Source organism: Lactobacillus sp. YT155 (assembly GCF_030504545.1).
In the GTDB taxonomy this organism is placed as follows: Bacteria; Bacillota; Bacilli; order Lactobacillales; family Lactobacillaceae; genus BQUT01.
The window spans coordinates 202,958-223,650 of record NZ_JAUKWP010000003.1 but is presented as its reverse complement, the minus strand read 5'-3'; the positions used below and the strand labels follow the sequence as shown (position 1 = coordinate 223,650).

Sequence of the window (20,693 nt, the reverse complement as noted above, 5' to 3'; positions counted from 1 at the left end):
TCGACCCCTAATTATAAGTATTTAATGGTTGAATCCAAGTTTTCGTGACACCTTTGGTTTCCAGTATTTCGGAAAGCAATTGTGCCTGTGGAAGTGTCTTGGTAATGGCAATAACGCAACCACCACGACCACCGCCAGTTAATTTTGTTCCTAAACTTCCATTATTGTTGGCAATTTTAACTAGATGATCAATTTCAGGAGAGGAAACAGTGAGCTTCATTAGAATTTGTTGGGCTTGATTAAAAATTATTCCTAATTGATCTAAGTCATTGATTGCTAGAGCTTGACTGGTCTGATTAGTTAATTGACCTAATTGTTCCAGGTAAGTTTCAAAGGATGAGTCGTTCTCAACCAAATCTCTAACATCCTTAACGGCTTCGCCAGTTTTTCCTTGAATACCGGTATCGGCAATTACGAAATAGCCGGTGATATTCATATCGATATTTTTTGGCATTTGATTTTTTTCGAATTGTAGAGGTGAGTTAGCAACTACTGACACCGCATCAACACCACTTGGTTGACCATGAATAATTTTTTCCGAGATATTTATTTCTTGAATCAACTCTTCGTGAGTTAATCTTTTTTGGAAAAATTGATAGAAGCAGCGAATAATTGCTGCCGATGTTGCTGCTGAAGAACCTAAACCACGTTCAATTGGAACTTCACTTTCGATGCGTAGATTGTAATGCGAGTTGTTTAAATTTAATTTTTTATCTAAACTAAAAATTAATTCTTTGATTCCAGTTAATTCTTCAGGTAAATCTTGAATATTTCCTGAGAAAAATCTTGATTCAATTGTTGAAAATTCTTCATCAGTTATCTGCATTCTTGCAATAACTGGAATGTTTTTGATAGGAATGGTGATGGCAGGGTATCCGTAGACAACTGAATGCTCGCCAATGATAATTATTTTTGCATGACTTGCGCCAATACCACTCATAATGTTTTATCCTCACTTTAAAGGTATAATTAAATCAGTTTAAAGTATAAAAAATAACTGGTCATCAACTATTATTATACACAAGCAATATTAATTAAGTTAGTGTTTAATTACACAAGGGAGTGTAAGTATGTCTTTGAACTTTATATTAGGAAAGAGTCAAAAAGATCACGAAAAACAAATTGTGGATCAATTTTTAACTGATTATCAAGAAAATCCTGATGATCAATATTTTTTTATTGTTCCTAATCATATAAAATTCGAATCAGAGATTAAGATTATAAAGCAATTCAGGGATAAATTCAAAAAAGGTAAAGATTATGTTGCGACTAGCAACTTACAGATCTTTTCTTTATCACGTTTAGCGTGGTATTTTCTTCGTAATATCAACGCTTTAATACGTCCTAGTCTAACCACTACCAAGAAATCGATGATTGTTAAAAATATTCTATTACAACACATAGATGAACTCTCGATTTTTAAAGGAGAGGTCAGAACCAATGGTTTTATCAATGAATTAACAAGTCAATTCGACGAATTCATTGAAGGCAATATTCAGCCTGAGGATTTAGAAAACTTCATTAATAATTCAGAATCCAATTTTGAAAAACAAAAGTTTACGGAATTAAAATTAATTTATGCTGATTACTATCAACTAAATAATCAAGAATACCTCAGTAACGAATATTTAAATGACCAACTAATCAATCTATTCAATAATAAGGATTTTTTAAAAAACACCCATTTTTATTTCTATGGTTTCTCAAGTTTTAAAAACAATGAATTTGCCTTAATAAAATCCATTATGTTACAAAGCGAAACTAATATTAGTCTGGAACTAGATCAACCGTACATCCAATTGCCAGAACCAACGGATTTTTATTACCGTCCTTCACGTACATATGAGAATTTATACAAATTTGCACGTGAGAATAATATTCCTGTAAACAATAACTATGCTCAGGTGGATAGAGTTGCAAATGATTTGAGGAAGATAGAAGACTTTTGGATTGCCTCAAATTCACTCGCTAAAACTATTTCTAACGATTCTCTAGAGAACAAGAATACCTTACAAATATGGCAATGTTCTGATATTCATGTTGAAATTAAGTCAGTAGCCACATATATTCGCCAACTAGTCGCTACTCAAGAATACCGCTACAAAGACTTCTTGATTTTGACTCGTAATCTTTCAAGCTATCAAGCCTTTATTAATCCCATGTTTGAAGAATTAGAAGTACCCATCTTTCTTGATATTCAAAAAAACATGTCCAAGCATCCTTTAAAGCTCTTGATTGATTACATATTTGCATTCGCAAAAGGAAACTTGAATCATGAGACAATTTTTCAACTATTAAAACTTAATTTAGTGACACCAACTGATATTTCAACAAATGAATACAGTGATTTCATTGACCTTGCCGAGAACTATTCATTAGCACATGGCTTATTGAAATATCAATGGCTAGAGGGGCAAGATTTTTCACCTGATGTTGATTTAAAGAATTTAAAAGAACCCGACCAACAAAAAATTATTAATGATTTTGCCAAAATTAATAATGTAAAACACTTTGTTAAAAGTCTCTATGAACAACTACAAGCTGTTTTGGAAACTGCACCGGCAAAAGAAGTAGTTGAACGACTTTATAATTTCTTGATTGACAATCAAGTTTTTGAAAACTTAAAGACCTGGCAACAAATCAGTCTCGATGCAGGAAACATTGAAGATGCTAATAAACCTGAACAAGTGGTTTTAGCCTTAAATAATGTTCTTGATGAATTTGTAGAAGTGTTTGGTGAACAGACTTTTGACAGTCAAGACTTCTTAAAAGTTCTAGATAGTGGCTTTTTGAATTCTCAATATACGCAGATTCCATCGACACTTGATGCCGTTAACATTTCTGAACTTGGTATGGTGCAAATGAATGACCGCAAGATAACTATTATCTTGGGAAGTACATCAGATCAAATGCCTAAATCGACTACCAATGATTCCTTACTTAGCGATGAAGAAAAAGAAAAATTTGCTCCGTTATTAAAGTCAGGAAGTAACTTCTCGGATTCTGTTGAAATCATAAATAATGATGAGCCATATTTACATAATGCATCGTTTATTAGTTCAAGTACTAGAACAATCTTTACTTACCCAGTTATTGCTGATGATGCTCAAGCACAAATTTCACCATATCTTCAAAGACTCAAGGATCATTTTGAAATCGAGGAACGGGTAGTTACCAATAATCCGGATGTTTCAAATCAACACGCTTTGGAATATGTAGGATCAAGTAAATCAACTTTGAATTATTTAATTAGATTAAATCGTCAATTAAAAGATTATCAAGGAACATTGACGCCTAATTGGCAATCAATTCAGAATATAGTTCTGCAGAGCAACGAAGATGAAAAACTCTTTAATCAAGCACTGAATTATAAAAATATTCCTCAGAATCTTTCTAAGCAAACAGTTGCCGACTTATATGGCAATACATTAAATGCTTCAATTTCACAACTGCAAACATTCTATATGAATGAATACGAGTATTTCTTGACCTATGGTCTGAGATTAAGACAACGTGATGAGTTTGAATTAACTCCAGCAAATATGGGAAGTTTCTTCCATGATTGTTTAGACAAATTCGTCTCATATATCAACGAACACAAGCTTGATTTGTCACAATTTGATAAACAGCAAGTTGATGAGTTAACCAATGAAATAGTTCAAAAAAACCTCGAGCAACCAGCAAATCAATTATTCAATTCGAGTCCTCAAATGAAATACGTTGCTCAACAAATGAAGAACATTCTGCTTGGTTTGACCGATTCAATTCAAAAGCAGGGAAGTCAACTAAATTTCAGTCCACGTCAAAGTGAATTAACTTTTGGTTCCTTAAAAAATCAAAAAGAAATTTCTTCAATTGCTTATCAGACCGGTGATAAGAAAATTAATGTTCGTGGAAAAATTGACCGTTTAGACAATTTTTCCAAAAATAACACTCTACAAATTATTGACTATAAATCCTCTGCAAAGAGCTTTGACTATAGTCTGTTTAATGCTGGAATTCAGTTGCAGTTGACGACTTATATGCAAGCTATTTTAAATAACTATCCTGAAGCTAATTTGGCTGGAGCTTTTTATTCGAAAATTTATTCACCAAGAAATAATGCTACTTATTTGGGAAATAAGAACTATAAAGATTATCGCTTAAAAGGATTAATCATTAATAACGAAAAAAACCAAGAATTGTTGACTGCAGACGGTTTGGACGAGAAAAATAGCTCTGATATTTATAATTTAAGATTAAAAAAAGACGGTACAATATCGTCTACCGAGCAAATTAATGAGTCTGAATTAAAAGAGTTACTTAAGTACAACAAGGAATTAATCATCCAAGCAGGCGAGAAGATTCTTTCTGGTGAAATTAATCTGAATCCATATCGTAAAAATGATCAGCAGACAGCTCTACAAAATACTAATTACAAATCCATTTTTGAATTTGATGCTATGCTCCCAGAAAACAATTACCGTGAAATAAAGAGTATTACCAAAAAAGAACTATTAAATCAATTAACTGCAAAGGAGGAAGATAAGAATGTTTAAACCAACGCCAGCACAAAAACAAGCTATTGAAGATAAAGACTTAGACATCTTAGTTTCTGCCGCCGCAGGATCTGGTAAAACCAGAGTTTTGGTTGAACGTGTTATTAAGAAAATTCTTTCAGGTCAAAGTATTGATAATCTGTTGATTGTTACTTTTACAAAATTAGCAGCTAAGGAAATGAAAGATCGTGTTATTTCCGAATTGCGAAATCAAATCAATCAAGCTCAGGACACTCAAGTTAAAGTCCATTTACAGCAGCAATTAGCGAAAATTCCTTCAGCAAACATCAGTACACTGCACTCGTTTTGTTCGGAAGTAATTAAGAAGTTCTATTATTTAATTGATTTAGACCCTAGTTTTAGATTAATGACTGACGATGTAGAACAAGAATTAATCAAAGAACAAGCCTGGGGAAATGTTAGAGATAAATATTATGAAGCTGATGATAAAGAATTCATCAAGTTGACACGCAATTTCTCTAACGATCGTGACGATACTGGTCTCCAAGAACTTGTATTTCAGTTGTATAATTTTGCTATTACCAATCCTAATAGCAACGACTGGCTTGATAAGTTAACCAATAAATATGAATTAGATACTGATAGTTTTGAAACTTCAAGTTTTTATACAACAGAATATAAAAATTATATTTTAGAGCAGGTGAGAAATCAGACTCTTCAAATTAAAAAGGCTTTGAAGCTGGCACAAGATGATGAGGATGAAAATCTTATTCTTCAGTTAGAAGTGGTTGGAAAAGACTTAGAGCAATTCATCAGTCAATTCAATACGTATTCTTATAATGATTTAGGGGACTTTTTAGTTAATTATTCAATGCCTCGAGCAAAAAGCACCAAAGCAGAAGAAAAAGGGGCTTTATTTGATGCAGTTTGCTCAATTAGAGATGATGTTAAATCTGCTCTGAAAAAGATTCCAGAAAATGTCTTAATTACTCAAAATTCCAATTTAACAAGGATTATTCAAGATTCACATGAATTAGTAAGTAAATTAGTTCAAATTGAAAAAGAATTTATGCTTGAATTTCATCAATTGAAACTTGCTAATAACGCAATTGATTTCAATGATTTAGAGCATTTTACAATGGATATTTTTAATGCCATCGAAAATGATGTTCTCGTGGCACGAGATTTTTACCAAGAAAAATTCTCTGAAATCATGATTGATGAATATCAAGATGTAAACCCAATGCAAGAACAGATTGCTCAGATGCTAAATGCCACTAATAATAATTATTTTATGGTAGGAGATATCAAGCAGTCTATTTATGGATTCCGTCAAGCAGCTCCACAGTTATTTGCCGGTAAATATCAAAGGTTCAACCAACCCAGTCCCGATAATGAACTAATTTTACTGTCGGATAACTTTCGATCATCAAAAACAGTTACTGAATTTGTAAATCATATTTTTGAAGTAATTATGGACAATGAAATTGGTGGAATTGAATATAATCAAGAAGCCAAACTAAAGTATGGAGCTTCTTTCGATTCAGAAGTTGACACTCAAGCAGAAATAAACATTATTGACCTTAACGAAGATAGTGATGATGCCGAAGCTGAGATGAGTAAACGCTCGGCTCAAATTAGTTTTATCAGTCAAAAGATTCAAATGCTAGTAAGAGAAAACTTTCAAGTTTTTGATACTAAATCTCAGGAATATCACTCAATAAAATACAGTGATATTGCAATTTTAAGTCGTAATAAAAACAATAATACCGACTTAGTTTCCGAATTCTCTAAACAAAACATTCCAGTCTTAGTCACTGATTCACAAAATTACTTTCAAACCATGGAAATTCAAGTCATGGTTGAACTATTGAAACTAATTGATAATCCTCAACAAGACATAGCTTTGGTTGCGGTTTTAAGATCACCAATTGTACAAATTAATGAAGATGAATTAGCACGGATTAGAATTAATCAACGCTCATTTAATTTCTATACAGCAGTTAAGCAGTATGTGGAAATGTCGAATGACGAATTATCCTTGAAACTAGAAGACTTTTTAAACTTACTCGACGAGTTGCGTTTTAAGGCCAATCAAATTTCTATTGCGGAATTAATTTGGTACATTTATCAAGAAACTGGCTTTTTAGATTTTGTTTCTGGAATGCCAGGAGGTAAGCAACGTGCTGCCAATCTGCATGCCTTATATCATCGGGCAGACGAGTTTGAGCAGATGGATTTTCAAGGGCTTTATCGCTTTATAAATTTTGTTGAGCGTATAGAAAAAAAAGACAAAGATTTGTCACAACCAAATAGTATTGAATCTGATGAAGATGCGGTTAATGTGATGACTATTCACGGAAGTAAAGGGCTTGAATTTCCGGTAGTATTCCTTTTAGATGCTAACAAGAAATTTAACCAACAAGATGTCATTTCGGCTAACATTATTGATACTCAATTAGGATTAGGTATCAAGTATTTGGATGAAGAAAATCATTTAGTTTATTCAACTCCCCAAAGAAGTTTGATTACTACTGGAAAGAGAGTTTCGCTACTTGCCGAAGAATTTCGACTCTTGTATGTTGCTCTAACTCGTGCACAACAAAAATTAGTTATTGTCGGTACTTCAAACAATCTTGAAAAAGATTTCGCTGGTTGGGAAGGCACAGATGTTACTGATGGAAAAATCGATTTATTTACTAGACTTAACTTCCAATCCTATCAAGATATTATTATGAGTAGCTTGTTAAGTGACACATCAGTAGATGTTAGTGATGGAAACTTTGAAATTGCAAAGCTTAACATAAAAGTTAATATTGTTAATCCATCAGAAATTAATGTTAATGTCGTTAATACAAATTCTACAGAATCAATTTCTCAATCAACAGAGGGAGAATATGATGATAAGTTCTTATCAACAGTAAAACAAATTCTTAATCTGGAATATCCTTACCAAGAATCAACAAAAACTACGGCATATCAATCCGTTTCAGAAATTAAGTTCTTGTTTGCTGATCCTGATGAAAATGAGTTACCTAAGTCAGATTTAATTTCTGCCGGCAAATACATTCAAGCAGATTTTAATAAGCCCAAATTTTTAACTGGTGGAACATCCATAAGCGCAGCCGAAGTCGGTAGCGCGACTCATTTAGTCTTACAAAAACTAGATTTGAAAGAAGAAATTACCGCAGATAATATTAATCAATTAATCAAAAACTTGGTAGATAATAGCATTTTAATAAAAGAAGTTGCCCAAAGAATTGACGTTACTTCAATTGTTGAATTCTACCAGTCTGAGCTTGGAAAAGAAGTGCTATCAAATAGAACTACCGCTCAACGAGAGTATCCTTTTTCAATGGTTATTCCAGCAAACGAATTATTTAGTCAAGTAAGTGATGACGATAGTGTGCTAATTCATGGTATTATTGATGGAATGATAGAAACAGATGAAGGATTTATCATTTTTGATTACAAAACTGATCATGTTTCTGAAGAGACACTTCCAGAAGCTGTGCAAAAATATAGTGGTCAATTAAAATTGTATGCGGCTGCGGTTGAAAATATTAAAAACCGACCAGTTATTGGAAAATACTTGTATTTCTTAAAACTCAATAAAGCCGTAAAAATATAGGTGAGAATGGTTTAAATGAATATAACCAGAAAATTTGCCGTCGTTGATCTTGAAACAACGGGAACTAATAAAGATGAAGACAGAATAATACAATTTGGTTGCACTTTAATTGATGATGGAAAAATTGGTGAATCAATTTCAATTCTAATCAATCCAGAGCAACCAATTAATAAAAGAATTACTGAATTAACCGGTATTTCAAACGAAATGGTAGCAGATGCACCGAAGTTTGAAGAAGTAGCTTCAAAGATTTATCAATGTTTGAAGGGGAGAACTTTCGTTGCTCATAACGTTAACTTTGATTACCCGTTTATTAAAGACGCATTAAATTCAATTAAATCATTAGATTTTGATGCTCCAGCTGTTGACACCGTTGAACTTTCACAAATTCTGTTACCACAATTAAGTAGTTATAAACTTCAAGATATATCTGAATATCTAAATATTAGTCATGACCATCCACACCGTGCCGACGATGATGCTTTAGTGACTGCGAAACTGCTATTAATTCTGATTCAGCGCATTGAAATGTTACCTTTAACAACTTTGAGAAACATTTGTGAAATTTCTGAATCTACTATTCGCCAAACTAGTTTGTTATTCAAAAATATTTATCAGAGTAGGGAACAGCATGCTGAAATACTTTCTGATTACCTATATGAAAAACACGGGTTAATCCTGAGAAAAAAACAAATCGAAGTTTCTTCAAATCAAACTAAAAAAAGACATTTTCCTAACAGTGAATCAGAAAAAAGATCTGCTTTTCTTGGCACACTAGACTTTCGTCAACAACAAGCTCAACTCATGAATGATATTAATCATATTTTGAATCATTCTAAGAAACAGAAATGGTCACTACTGGAAGCTCCAACTGGAATTGGAAAAACTATTGGCTATTTATATCCTTTAACTTTTAAAATCTCATTGGATAAGAAGGTTGTGGTTGCCACAACAACGACGGTTTTGCAAAATCAAATTCAAGATGAGGCGATTCCGCTTCTAAACCGGTTGAGTGACTATAGTTTTAATGTTCAAATAATTAAAAGTAGCTATAACTATTTAGACTTAGACCGTTTCTATAATGCTCTGTATCAAAATTTACACGGCCATAAAAATACATCTATCCTAAAAATGAAAATTCTGGTGTGGTTAACTATGACGACAACAGGTGATATGGATGAATTAAGACTAAGTAATCGGAAAAATCCGTTTTTAGCCTTGATTTCTCATCGTGGCGAAGACAAGACAAACACCAACTTCAGTGAAGATGATTTTTGGAAATTTAACTTAGATAAAGCCAGAAATGCTGAAATATTGATTACCAATCAAGCATATTTTTCAAAAAACTTAGATTCTAAGATTTGGAGTAATGCTGAATATTTGGTAATCGATGAAGCTCATCATTTTGCGCAAAATTTACGTAGTAATAATTCTCCTGAAATGAATATTGCCACAATTTCAAATGAAGTTAAGAAGATTTCTGATACTTTTTATCAAAACAGGACTGACTTAAAGTCTACGTTCAATGATGATTATTTATTAAACTGGGGACGCGAAAATCTCAGTGAATTAGAAAGCCTATTTCAAAATTATCAACAGTCTAGTGAAGCTATTAATAGCTATGTTTATGACAATTATTTTAAAGAAAAAAGCTCCATTAATAATCAACCTTATAGTAGTGAACAATTCCTTAACCAGGACTTGAAAGAACAAAATAAATTGGTTGATTTATTGTCCAACATAAAGGACAACTTAAGTGACATTATTATTAAAGTTGACGAATTAGTGGGTGCATATTTTGCACAGGAAAACTTTTCTGGGGTCAAAATTTCAAGTATCGTAATGAATTTGAGTATGTACAACAATAACTTACGTAATCAAGTTTTTAATACTTCGGACTTAATCACCAAAATTACTAGCAGTGAAATTTCAGGAATTGGACTACAAGTTAATAATGGGTCACCATTGCACAACTGCATTATTAGTTGGTACAAGCTTGATACCAATACTGAGTTACAGCAGATAAACTCTGCTTTTAAAAAGATTTTGCTAGTCAGTGGCGCTATCGACAACAATGATAATTTTTCTTTCTTTATTAATGATTTGCAACTCAAATCAAAATATATTGATCAAAGACATATTTATCAAAATGATTTTGATATTAAACAAAATGCCAAGATTTATATTCCTAATGATACTCAAGATATCAAGAGTATGAATGACGATGCGTATAGTGGTTACTTAAGTGAAATGCTCGAAAAGTTCTTAATTGATAATGACCACCAAGCTTTGGTTCTATTTAATTCACTACAAACAATGCAAAGTGTTTATCAAAAACTAAGTACCTCGACTTTAAATGATCAAAAAGAAATTCTCGCTCAAGGAATCAATGGAAATAACGAAAAAATTAAAAAGAGATTTTCTAATAGTAAAAATTCAGTTTTATTGGGATCCAATTCTTTTTGGGAAGGGGTGGATTTTCCTAAGAAAATTCTCGAAATTGTAATTATTACCCGGTTACCATTTGATTCACCTGATCAAAACGAAACCATGATTAGAAGCAAATATTTAACTAGTTTGAATATCAACGCTTTTAGTGCCGATGCTTTACCACGTGCTAGTTTAAAACTTAAACAGGGTTTTGGGCGACTAATCCGAACTAAAAATGATCGAGGAGTAATGATTATTCTGGATGACCGAATTATTAAGACTAAGTATGGAAAAAATATGTTGGCAGAATTCCCGGAAGAGATAATAGATAAACAACTATCGTCACAAGAAATAAAGAAAAATCTAGAAGAATTTTTAGAGTAGTTTTTGGTATAATATTACTAGCTATTAATTTGAGGTGTTTATATGCGAAGATCGGTAAAATTGTGGATTATCATTGGAACTGTAGTGATTGTGCTAATTTCAGCATTTTGGTATTTTTCAATTGCTATGGAACCATACACAAGTGCAAAGGAACAAGCAAATAGAATTGCTTTAAAATCTGAAAACATAAAAAATCCTGACTACTTCTCAAGTTTTACAGGAAAGAAGGATTACTATACTGTAGGCGGAACTAATAACAAAAACGAATATAAGTATGTCGTAATCAATGCAAAATCAGGTAAGATTAAAACACTCAATTCTAATGAGTTTTCAAGAAACTATATCTTGAAGCAAGTTAACAAGAAATATAATCCCAAGAAAATCTATCATATTAACCTCGGATTAGTGAAAAATAAGCCTACATGGGAAGTTTCATATCTTGGTAAGAATAATCTAACTAATTATGTAACTTTCAATTACCATACAGGTGAAATAATTCAAGAAATCAATAACATTTAATTAAGGAGCTTTTTATGGCAAGTATTATTAACATTATGGATGCAAAAGACCATGTCGATGAGGAAGTAAAAATAGGGGCATGGCTAACCGATAAGCGTTCATCAGGAAAAATATCTTTTCTTCAATTACGTGATGGAACAGCATTTTTTCAAGGTGTAGTTGTAAAAAACAATGTTTCAGAAGAAATATTTGAATTAGCAAAATCACTTAAACAAGAATCTAGTTTTTGGGTAACTGGAACAATTCATCAAGACGACCGTTCACATTTCGGTTACGAAATCGAAGTGTCAGATATTGAGTTAGTCGGCGAAAGCGAAGACTTTCCTATTAGCCCTAAAGAACACGGGATTGAATTCTTACTAGATCATCGTCATTTATGGTTACGTTCTAGACGTCCATATGCAATTATGCGTATCAGAAATCAAATGATTAGTGCTACTTATGAGTTCTTCAACAAAGAAGGATTTATTAAGATGGACCCACCAATTCTTACTGGAAGTGCACCTGAAGGAACAACTGAGCTATTCCATATCGAGTATTTTGATCACGATGCTTATTTATCACAAAGTGGTCAGCTTTATGCTGAAGCTGGTGCAATGGCATTTGGCAAGGTATTTACTTTTGGACCAACATTCCGTGCTGAAAAATCTAAAACTAGACGTCACTTAACCGAGTTTTGGATGATAGAGCCAGAAATGGCGTTTTTAGAGCAAGATCAAAGTTTAGAAATTCAAGAAAAATATATCGCTTATCTGGTTCAAAGTGTTATTGATAATTGCCAATATGAATTAAAACTTTTGGATCGTGATATCGAACAACTAAAGAAATATACTCAATTACCATTCCCAAGAATTTCTTACGATGAAGCAATTGAAATGTTGCAAAAAAATGGAGTAGACATTAAGTGGGGCGACGACTTCGGTGCACCCGATGAACAATATATTTCTGAACAATTTGAACAACCAGTATTTATTTTAAACTATCCAAAATCAATAAAACCTTTCTATATGAAACCACATCCAACACGTGATGATGTTTATCTATGTGCTGACCTTCTTGCACCAGAAGGCTATGGTGAAATAATTGGTGGTAGTGAACGTGAAACTGATTATGACGCACTAGAGAAACGTATTAAGGATTCTGGCTTAGATGTTTCTGAATACGAATGGTATTTAGATCTAAGAAAATACGGGTCAGTTCCTCACTCAGGATTTGGTCTTGGCTTAGAACGTGCAGTTACTTGGATTTGTAAACTTGATCACTTGAGAGAAGCAATTCCATTCCCAAGAATGATCAACCGCTTAAAACCATAAATAATAATTTAAAAGATTGGCAATTTAGTCCAATCTTTTTTGAGGTAAAAATATGTCAGAAGACTTCTTTAAACGTTTTTTAACTGATGGTACTACAGTTATTAGTAATACTATTCTAAAACATCTTAGACAGCTTAATATGACCGCTGACGAATATTTAGTATATTCGGAATTATTAATGTTCCAACAACAAGGAAATACTTTTCCATCTGCAACTGAACTGGCAGAGGTTATTTCAATCGATTCAAATACGGTTATGATGTTGATTCAATCCATGATTCAAAAAGATTTTTTAGAAATAAAAACAACTATCAATAATAATCACCGTCAAGAGGATAGTTATGATTTAACGCCCATTTATAATATCTTGGACATAATTCAACAAGATCAAAATATTGAACAGCAGCAACAAACAAAATTAGATCAAACTACTAATCTATTTAAAATGTTTGAAATAGAACTTGGCCGTGCATTATCACCAATTGAACAAGAAACGATTCATTCTTGGATTAATGAAGACGGTTATGAAGTGGAACTAATTCAATTGGCACTTAAAGAAGCAGTACTCAATCAAATATATTCATTAAAATACATCGATCGCATTTTAATTAACTGGGAAAAGCAGAACATTAAAACTGCTCAGCAATTAGAAGACTACAAAAAAAGGAATGAATTTTAATGTTAAAAAATCAAGATATCGTCTGGGCAATTCATCAAATGATGGATGAAATTGGTCCAGTAGGACCTTCACTTGATTCACGAACAGATTTTCAATATTTAATTTCTGTCATGTTGAGCGCTCAAGCAACCGATGTTTCCGTTAATAAGGTTACGCCTAAATTATTTGCTAAGTATCCAGATGCTCAAGCTTTTACCAAAGCAGATGTCTTAGATATTGAAGAAATCATAAAGAGTGTGGGGTTGTTTCATAATAAAGCAAAAAATATAAAAAAATGCGCCATAGAAGTTGTGCAAAATTTTGATGGTCAAGTTCCACAAAATCGTGAAGATTTAATGACTTTACCCGGTGTCGGTCGTAAAACAGCCAATGTCGTGTTAAGTGACCGTTTCGATGTGCCAGCATTTGCTGTCGACACTCATGTGTCAGCAATCTCTAAACGCCTGCATTTCGTTAAAAAATCAGCTACTCCAATTGAGATAGAAAATAAAATTACTGCAGTTTTAGATGAGGCGGAGTGGACCAAAGCTCATCATACAATGATTGAGTTCGGTCGTAAATACTCGATGAAACTTCCAAAAGAAAAGGAAGTTTGTCAATTAATCATTGAATGCGATAAATTGAATAAAAAATAGACATGCACTTGCATGTCTATTTTTTTAATTTCCGGGATTATTATTTCCATTATTATTATTGTTATTGTTGTTATTATTTTGATTGTTGTCTTGGCCATCACCACCAGAATTATCAGTCGTAGTACTTTCGGTAGTGGTTGTTGTTTCTTCTTCAACATCTTCGTCTTTATTTGGTACTACCTCAGAATTATCTTCAGCAGGAGCTTGATACACTGGCTCAGTTCCGGTGAAGTATAATTCACCACCAACTTTAGTCAAATCACCAGGTTGTTCCCAGTCGCTGCTTTCTTTGTCCTGACTTAAGTAACTCATCAAGTACTTGTAAATAGACTGATCAATTGTTTGCTGACTATAAGGAAGACCTTGCTGAGAAGGTTTATCATAACCAGTCCAGGTACTAATTACATAATCTTTCGTGTAACCATTGAACCAAGCATCACGAGCTAAGCCACTCAAGCTAGGATTGTTCTGTAATTCTTCTTTAGAATAATTAGTAGTACCGGTTTTTCCGGCGTGATAAATTCCTGAAACGTAAGCTTTAGAGCCCATTCCAGAAGGTCTAACAACACCTTTTAGAATATCGGTAATCATATAAGCGGTTGAAGATTTCATTACTTTTTTAGCTGGAGATGAATAGCTATGAGTAGTTCCATCGGACAATTCGATTTTCTTAACGTAGTAAGGTTTACGGTAATATCCACCGTTGGCAAATGCACTATAGGCACCGGCATTTTGAAGAGTAGAGGTGTCATAACCAATTCCGGCAGACAGTCCATCTTTATACGACACATCAATACCTAATTTTCTGGCAAAAGTAATTGCTTTTGAAAAACCAACTTCATTTAGAGTTCTAACAGCAGGAATGTTACGGGATGTTGCCAAAGCAGTTCTAACTGAAATTGTACCCTTATAGGTATTATCCCAGTTGTTCAAGGGAATATTTGTCCCAGGATAAGTATACGGCGTATCACGAACAGTTTGAGCTGTTGACCATTTCAAATATTCAAAAGCTGGGCCGTAATCCAAAATAGGTTTCATGGTCGAACCATTACTTCTGGAGGTTTGGACAGCTCGATTGTATCCTAATTGAACGTTTCCTAATTTACGACCACCAATCATCGCTACAATTTGTCCAGTTTTTGGATTAACAACCGTTGAAGCAACTTGTAATTGGTCGTTAGGGAAGTAAACTGAGTTATTAGTATTTACAATATCGTAAAGTTTCTTTTGGGCACCATAATCCATGTTGGTAGTGATTTTTAAATTGTCGCGATATGGATCGTAGCCTTTTTTCTTAACTTCTTTAATAGCTTCTTTTAGATAAGGGTCAGAGACCAAACGTTTTTCATCAGAGCCGGCTTGATTACTCTTAGCCACTAATCCAGTATCAATCGGTGTTTTAATAGCCTCAGTCATATCGTGCTTAGTAATTTTTTTATTGTCATACATTGCTCGTAAAACATTGTCACGACGATTCTTGGCTGCTTGAGGATGTAAATATGGATCATACGTACTTGGTGATTGAGGCATTCCTGCAATCAAAGCTAATTGAGGTAAAGTTAATTCGTTTAAGCTTTTACCAAAATAGTATTTCGAAGCAGTCTTGACCCCGTAAACACCGTTTGAAAGGTAGACTTTGTTCATATAAAACTCAAGAATCTGTTTTTTAGAAAACTTCTGCTCAACTTGAACTGCCAACCAGATTTCTTGCATTTTTCTTTTGATGGTTTGATCAGACTTATTCGTTGAGAAAACAGAGAGCTTAACTAGCTGTTGAGTTAGAGTACTTCCACCACCTTGAATACTATTAGATGTAACATTATCAAAGGCGGTAGTTACAATTCTAATCGGATCAATTCCCAATGGTTCGTTGTAGAAACGATGATCTTCAATTGAAATTACGGCATCTTGAAGTTTTTGAGGTACTTTATTAATAGAGACGTAATCGCGTTCTTCATTTCCCAGAGTGAATAGGGGCTTATTATTGCTAGAATAAAAAGTTGAAGATCCTGCTTGTTGCAAAATTTGTTGATTAATTTTAGGGGCTTTTAAACCATAGTAGGTAAATATAGAGGCAAAAGCTATGAACAATCCCAAAAGGGTAATTAATCCCCATTTAATAAAAGGTTTGAGATTCTTCTTTTTTGAGGCACGTCGTTGAACACGTGTGTTTTCTGTCATGGTATATTTATCTCCTTATGAAGTACTCATCATTTTATCACATGCCGATAAATATGGAAGAGTAGGGTTAAAGCTAGGTTCTATTGAATAAGCATTTTCAACAATAAGTTGATGTGACAAAGATTTCTTACCGTCTTTAGTGTTTTGCAAATCCCAATGTTTAATCAAGACTGAAGCAGGAAGTACGTAATATTCATTTAAAGTAACAAATCGAATTATCACAAAGCATATTCCACCCAGCTTTAAACACTTTCTTAGATGCTCAATTTGATGCTCGTGAAAGTTAGTGAAAGGAAACATTGTTTTGTGTCGCGTTTCTTTGGCTTCAAAATCAATATATTTTCCTCTGTAAATTCCATTGTAGTCAGTTGTCGAAGGTTGTCTAAAGTAAGCTTCTCTAATGACAGCCTTGCTTCGCTTAGGGTAATCAACTTTAACAATTTGTAATGGAATTGGCTTTTTATAGATAACTGCAATATCATGAGTTCTATAATAAATATTACTTTGGTTAATTTCTTGTTCCAAAGTCATCCCACGATCGCCAAAAATAGTTTCTTTATTACTAGTGCTGTTATTCAAACGATCTGAAGAATTTTCATTATTATAGGAACTTCCATCAGGATATTTTATACTCATAGAATTCTCCTTAATTCAAAAATTATACCATTTTTTTACTAATAAAATATATTAAAAGAAGGCATAGATAATGATTAGTAGATTATGGGTGACCGGCTATCGGTCATTCGAACTCGGTATTTTTAATAACAACGACAAAAAAGTCGAAGTCATCAAAGATATTCTAGAAAATCGCATAAAACAATATACAGAAAACGGATTAGAATGGGTTTTATCGGGGGTACAATTAGGCGTCGAACAATTTAGTGTTGATGCAACGTCAAAATTGAAGGCCGATGAATATGCGATTAAACACGCAATAATGTTGCCTTTTAAAGATTTTGGGAGTAATTGGAACGAAAATAATGTTAGTCAACTAAACAATTCTTTGAACAAAGCCGACTATTATAACTTCGTCAGTTCGCAAACCTATCAAAATCCTAGTCAATTAAAGAACTGGCAACAGTTCATGTTGGAACATACTGATGGCATGTTGATTCTTTATGATCCTGAGCAGGAACAAAAAGGTAAGCCAGAATATGATTATCAGGCTGCTTTGGCATACTCAGAAAATCATGACTATCCGGTTGAAACCATTACTTTTGAAGATTTAGACGAATTTTATCGAGAAATGTCTGATAATAATTAAGTTATTCTTAAAATATCCATCAGATTTCTAGTTCGATTTTATAATTAAATTGGTCTTTGCTATAATTAGCTACATAAGCGAAACGAGAGGTTACAACCATGAATATTAATACTAATCTACAACCAAACGACATTTTAAACAAAGAATTTCATACCAAAAAACTAAACGGATACAATCCTGATGAAGTTGATGGTTATTTAGATAACATTATCCAAGACTACGATGCAATGTTTAAATACATTCAACAATTAGAAGAAGAAAATGCTCAATTGAAACAAAACAGTAGTGTTTCTCAAGCTCAACCAGTTGAGACACCATCAACTCCAAGTTTTGATGATACTGCATATTCACAACCAGTAGTTTCTGAACCAGTGCAACCTCAACCAGCTCCAACAGTTGATAATTCATATGCACCGGTAGATGATACTTATCCTACAACTACTAACTATGACATTTTGCGTCGTTTATCTAATTTGGAAAGAAAAGTTTTCGGCGAAGAAAAGAACAATACTACTGCTGCAAGTGATTTTTACTCAAATGACAATTAATTTAATTTGCTTTCAAGTGGAAGCTAAGAGTATAATCCTTAATGGTTTAAATACTACTGAGTAAAATTCGAGTAATCGCGGTGTACTTTTATACACTGAGGAAAGTCCATGCCCGCACAAGCTGAGATGCTTGTAGTGTTCGTGCTTGGCCCAATAAGCCAAGGTACTCTCGAGTAACGGCAACGAAAACGCTAAGGCGTAAGCTATGTGTTAGTAGTTTGAAAGTGCCACAGAAACGCGTGTTCACTAGAAATGGTGAAATTGGAACGGGTAAACCCCACGAGCGAGCAACCCAAACTTTGGTAGGGGCGCTTCACAACGGTAAATGAATCTAGTGTGAAGGCAGTTATGCAGATAGATGATTACTGATTGTATTAGAAATAACCTGGTTTAATACATGAACAGAACATGGCTTATAGAATTTTACTCTCAGGTTATGGCGAAGTTTAATTACTTCGCTTTTTTTATTAAGATATACAAACTCAAACAGTTAAGAGGATGAAATAAATGATATACAACTTATTAGCAACCATGGCTAGTGGTTTCGAATCACTAACTGCTAAAGAACTACAAAATTTAGGTTATGAAACCCAAACAGAAAACGGCCGGGTTTTATTTTCTGGAACTCAAGAAGATATTGTTAACTCGAACTTATGGTTACGCACTGCCGATCGAATTAAAATAATTGTCGCTGACTTCAAAGCTACCTCGTTTGAAGAGTTATTTGACAAAATCAATGAAATTGCCTGGGACGAATATTTACCTATGAATGCTAGTTTTCCGGTTAATGCCCGTTCGGTGAAATCAAAACTGTTCTCAACTCGTGATATTCAAGCAATTTCTAAAAAATCCATTGTAAATAAACTTTCTGACATTTATCACCGTCGTGGAATCTTGCCAGAATCGGGAAGTACCTATGCAATTGAAGTTCGGATTGTAAAAGACAACGTGGAGATAACACTTGATACAACTGGCGAAAGTCTTTTCAAGCGTGGTTATCGGATTGAACATGGTGGCGCACCTTTAAAAGAAAACTTCGCTGCCGCTTTGGTTATGTTGACTAATTGGCATGCCGATATGCCTTTTTATGATCCAACCACTGGTTCAGGAACAATTCCTATTGAAGCAGCACTAATTGCTAAGAATATTGCTCCTGGATTAAATCGAAAATTTGCTTTTGAAGAATTTGACTGGTTTGATGATTCACTTTTATCATCAGCAAAAGAGACAGCAAAAAAACAGATAAAAGATATTAATTTGAACATTTTCGCTTCTGATATTGATCAGAATATGATTGATGTAGCAAAATTAAATGCCAATAATGCTGGTGTTCTGCATGACATAACCTTTAAGCAAATTGCATTGAAAGACTTGAAAATTGAAGAGTCTAATGGTGTACTAATATCTAATCCACCTTACGGTGTACGTATGAAAGACACAGAAGAGGTTCATCAACTATATAAACAAATGGGTGATGTATTTGAGAAATTAGATCATTGGAGCAAATATTACCTAACTAGTGATTTAGATTTTCAAGGTTTTTACGGAAAACAAGCTACAAAACGTAGAAAACTTTATAACGGTGCCATTAGAACTGATTATTTCCAATATTGGGCATAAAAAAAGACGATACTTTACATAAAGTGTCGTCTTTTTAAGTCGGCAAGAATTACTCCAACACCAACTAATACTAAAACTACTGAAAAAATCCAGGACCATGATTTATCGGCAATAGGTAAGAACATATTCATTCCGTAGAAACCTGAGATAATCGTGGGAATTGATAGAATCAAAGAATAAATTGTCAAAATTTTCATCGTGGCATTAGTTTGGTTATTTAATAAGTTATTGAAGGAGTTTGATAGCTTATCAGTAACATCCCCAAGCAATTCAACCATTTTTTGAATTTGTTCAAATTCGATAGTCGCATTATTGATATTTTCTATATCTTGTTTGGAAATCTTTGTCTTCATTTCGGAGCTTTTGGCGTAGAGTTGTGATTCCTTGGCTACTAAATAGTCACCATTAACGGCGGTCAAGATATATGAAATTTCTTCTTGAATCACTGATAATTCAAGAATTTCTTTATCACTAATTTTGTTTTTTGCAATTCTTCTTTGAATAGAAGCGCGCTTATCAGAAATTTCTTCAATGCGATCAATAAAGTCTTCCGAAAGTATGTCAACTACCGAAAAGAATACTCCCCAGACACTTAATTTCGAAAGGTCATTATTCTTCATTTCGTTGAAGTATTGTTCAGTATACAAGGTTTTATCAGTCGTAAATAAAATAATTCGATTAGTTGAGATTAAAAAGGTGATTGGGAGAACAATTTTATTGATATGACTACTACTAGAGACAACTTGAAAAACCACTAACCATGAATCAAGACTCTCAATATACTCAATTCTGGGACGTTCTTTCATATCAGTGGCATATTCAATAACTTCAGGAGTTACTTTGTAATCTTGAGTCAACTTATCAGTGTCCGCTTCAGATAGTTCATTAACTGAAACTAGTTCAATTTTTTCATTCAATTTATAATCCATTATCATAATTCTTTACCTCACAAGCTAAAGAATATCACAAAAAAAGGACTGCTTAGCAGTC

General features: G+C 33.3%; 14 protein-coding genes and 1 other RNA gene. 11 read left to right on the top strand and 4 right to left on the bottom strand.

Going from position 1 to position 20,693, the window contains the following annotated elements; translation table 11 throughout:
• Positions 1 to 7: 7 nt before the first annotated feature.
• The gene (mvk, locus tag Q2T76_RS05135; RefSeq protein WP_302084456.1) at positions 8 to 940 is read right to left on the bottom strand and encodes a mevalonate kinase; all 933 of its coding nucleotides are present in this window, start codon (positions 938 to 940) and stop codon (positions 8 to 10) included.
• A gap of 130 nt (positions 941 to 1,070) precedes the next feature.
• Between mvk and Q2T76_RS05130 the strand changes: the two genes are divergently transcribed.
• From Q2T76_RS05130 to nth, 7 genes are read left to right on the top strand one after another with little or no spacing between them, the layout of a single operon-like run.
• Positions 1,071 to 4,538 (top strand): PD-(D/E)XK nuclease family protein, encoded by a 3,468-nt coding sequence (locus Q2T76_RS05130; RefSeq protein ID WP_302084455.1) that lies wholly within the window; start codon positions 1,071 to 1,073, stop codon positions 4,536 to 4,538.
• A complete protein-coding gene (addA, locus tag Q2T76_RS05125; RefSeq protein ID WP_302084454.1) occupies positions 4,531 to 8,130 on the top strand; it encodes a helicase-exonuclease AddAB subunit AddA in 3,600 nt (1,199 codons plus the stop codon). Before Q2T76_RS05130 ends, addA begins: the two co-directional genes overlap by 8 nt.
• A 15-nt stretch (positions 8,131 to 8,145) precedes the next feature.
• Complete coding sequence (locus tag Q2T76_RS05120; protein WP_302084453.1) at positions 8,146 to 10,944, top strand: helicase C-terminal domain-containing protein; 2,799 nt, start codon at positions 8,146 to 8,148, stop codon at positions 10,942 to 10,944.
• 42 nt (positions 10,945 to 10,986) lie between these two features.
• A complete protein-coding gene (locus Q2T76_RS05115; protein WP_302084452.1) occupies positions 10,987 to 11,463 on the top strand; it encodes a DUF5590 domain-containing protein in 477 nt (158 codons plus the stop codon).
• A gap of 14 nt (positions 11,464 to 11,477) precedes the next feature.
• Positions 11,478 to 12,776, top strand: coding sequence for an asparagine--tRNA ligase (gene asnS / locus Q2T76_RS05110; protein ID WP_302084451.1), 1,299 nt, complete (start codon positions 11,478 to 11,480; stop codon positions 12,774 to 12,776).
• Between the two features lie 52 nt (positions 12,777 to 12,828).
• Complete coding sequence (locus Q2T76_RS05105; RefSeq protein WP_302084450.1) at positions 12,829 to 13,455, top strand: DnaD domain-containing protein; 627 nt, start codon at positions 12,829 to 12,831, stop codon at positions 13,453 to 13,455.
• Positions 13,455 to 14,090: an endonuclease III gene (nth, locus tag Q2T76_RS05100; protein WP_302084449.1), complete on the top strand. Its 636-nt coding sequence runs from the start codon at positions 13,455 to 13,457 to the stop codon at positions 14,088 to 14,090. The genes Q2T76_RS05105 and nth overlap by 1 nt, the downstream gene beginning before the upstream one ends.
• Before the next feature lie 24 nt (positions 14,091 to 14,114).
• On the opposite strand, the gene Q2T76_RS05095 is transcribed toward nth, so the two are convergent.
• The gene (locus Q2T76_RS05095) at positions 14,115 to 16,271 is read right to left on the bottom strand and encodes a transglycosylase domain-containing protein (protein ID WP_302084448.1); all 2,157 of its coding nucleotides are present in this window, start codon (positions 16,269 to 16,271) and stop codon (positions 14,115 to 14,117) included.
• Positions 16,272 to 16,286: 15 nt separating this feature from the next.
• Positions 16,287 to 16,907 (bottom strand): Holliday junction resolvase RecU, encoded by a 621-nt coding sequence (recU, locus tag Q2T76_RS05090; RefSeq protein WP_302084447.1) that lies wholly within the window; start codon positions 16,905 to 16,907, stop codon positions 16,287 to 16,289.
• Between the two features lie 70 nt (positions 16,908 to 16,977).
• Between recU and Q2T76_RS05085 the strand changes: the two genes are divergently transcribed.
• From Q2T76_RS05085 to Q2T76_RS05070, 4 genes are all read left to right on the top strand, one after another.
• Positions 16,978 to 17,535 carry a DUF1273 domain-containing protein gene (locus Q2T76_RS05085; RefSeq protein ID WP_302084446.1) on the top strand — a complete coding sequence of 186 codons (558 nt, stop codon included), beginning with the start codon at positions 16,978 to 16,980 and terminating at the stop codon, positions 17,533 to 17,535.
• A gap of 98 nt (positions 17,536 to 17,633) precedes the next feature.
• Positions 17,634 to 18,083, top strand: a complete 450-nt coding sequence (locus Q2T76_RS05080) for a DivIVA domain-containing protein (RefSeq protein ID WP_302084445.1) — start codon at positions 17,634 to 17,636, stop codon at positions 18,081 to 18,083.
• 63 nt (positions 18,084 to 18,146) lie between these two features.
• Positions 18,147 to 18,504: RNase P RNA component class B (rnpB, locus tag Q2T76_RS05075), an RNA gene on the top strand.
• 86 nt (positions 18,505 to 18,590) lie between these two features.
• Positions 18,591 to 19,703, top strand: a complete 1,113-nt coding sequence (locus tag Q2T76_RS05070) for a class I SAM-dependent RNA methyltransferase (protein WP_302084444.1) — start codon at positions 18,591 to 18,593, stop codon at positions 19,701 to 19,703.
• 14 nt (positions 19,704 to 19,717) lie between these two features.
• Here Q2T76_RS05070 and Q2T76_RS05065 read toward each other — a convergent pair whose 3' ends face one another.
• Positions 19,718 to 20,638 (bottom strand): CorA family divalent cation transporter, encoded by a 921-nt coding sequence (locus Q2T76_RS05065; RefSeq protein WP_302084443.1) that lies wholly within the window; start codon positions 20,636 to 20,638, stop codon positions 19,718 to 19,720.
• Positions 20,639 to 20,693 lie beyond the last annotated feature (55 nt).

What these genes read in the sequence shown, in the direction of transcription:
- Q2T76_RS05120 (WP_302084453.1), top strand. Translation starts at nt 8,146, where the DNA reads ATGAATATAACCAGAAAATTTGCCGTCGTTGATCTTGAAACAACGGGA.
- Q2T76_RS05095 (WP_302084448.1), bottom strand. Translation starts at nt 16,271, where the DNA reads ATGACAGAAAACACACGTGTTCAACGACGTGCCTCAAAAAAGAAGAAT.
- mvk (WP_302084456.1), bottom strand. Translation starts at nt 940, where the DNA reads ATGAGTGGTATTGGCGCAAGTCATGCAAAAATAATTATCATTGGCGAG.
- asnS (WP_302084451.1), top strand. Translation starts at nt 11,478, where the DNA reads ATGGCAAGTATTATTAACATTATGGATGCAAAAGACCATGTCGATGAG.
- addA (WP_302084454.1), top strand. Translation starts at nt 4,531, where the DNA reads ATGTTTAAACCAACGCCAGCACAAAAACAAGCTATTGAAGATAAAGAC.
- nth (WP_302084449.1), top strand. Translation starts at nt 13,455, where the DNA reads ATGTTAAAAAATCAAGATATCGTCTGGGCAATTCATCAAATGATGGAT.
- Q2T76_RS05065 (WP_302084443.1), bottom strand. Translation starts at nt 20,638, where the DNA reads ATGATAATGGATTATAAATTGAATGAAAAAATTGAACTAGTTTCAGTT.
- Q2T76_RS05070 (WP_302084444.1), top strand. Translation starts at nt 18,591, where the DNA reads ATGATATACAACTTATTAGCAACCATGGCTAGTGGTTTCGAATCACTA.
- Q2T76_RS05080 (WP_302084445.1), top strand. Translation starts at nt 17,634, where the DNA reads ATGAATATTAATACTAATCTACAACCAAACGACATTTTAAACAAAGAA.
- recU (WP_302084447.1), bottom strand. Translation starts at nt 16,907, where the DNA reads ATGAGTATAAAATATCCTGATGGAAGTTCCTATAATAATGAAAATTCT.
- Q2T76_RS05115 (WP_302084452.1), top strand. Translation starts at nt 10,987, where the DNA reads ATGCGAAGATCGGTAAAATTGTGGATTATCATTGGAACTGTAGTGATT.
- Q2T76_RS05105 (WP_302084450.1), top strand. Translation starts at nt 12,829, where the DNA reads ATGTCAGAAGACTTCTTTAAACGTTTTTTAACTGATGGTACTACAGTT.
- Q2T76_RS05085 (WP_302084446.1), top strand. Translation starts at nt 16,978, where the DNA reads ATGATTAGTAGATTATGGGTGACCGGCTATCGGTCATTCGAACTCGGT.
- Q2T76_RS05130 (WP_302084455.1), top strand. Translation starts at nt 1,071, where the DNA reads ATGTCTTTGAACTTTATATTAGGAAAGAGTCAAAAAGATCACGAAAAA.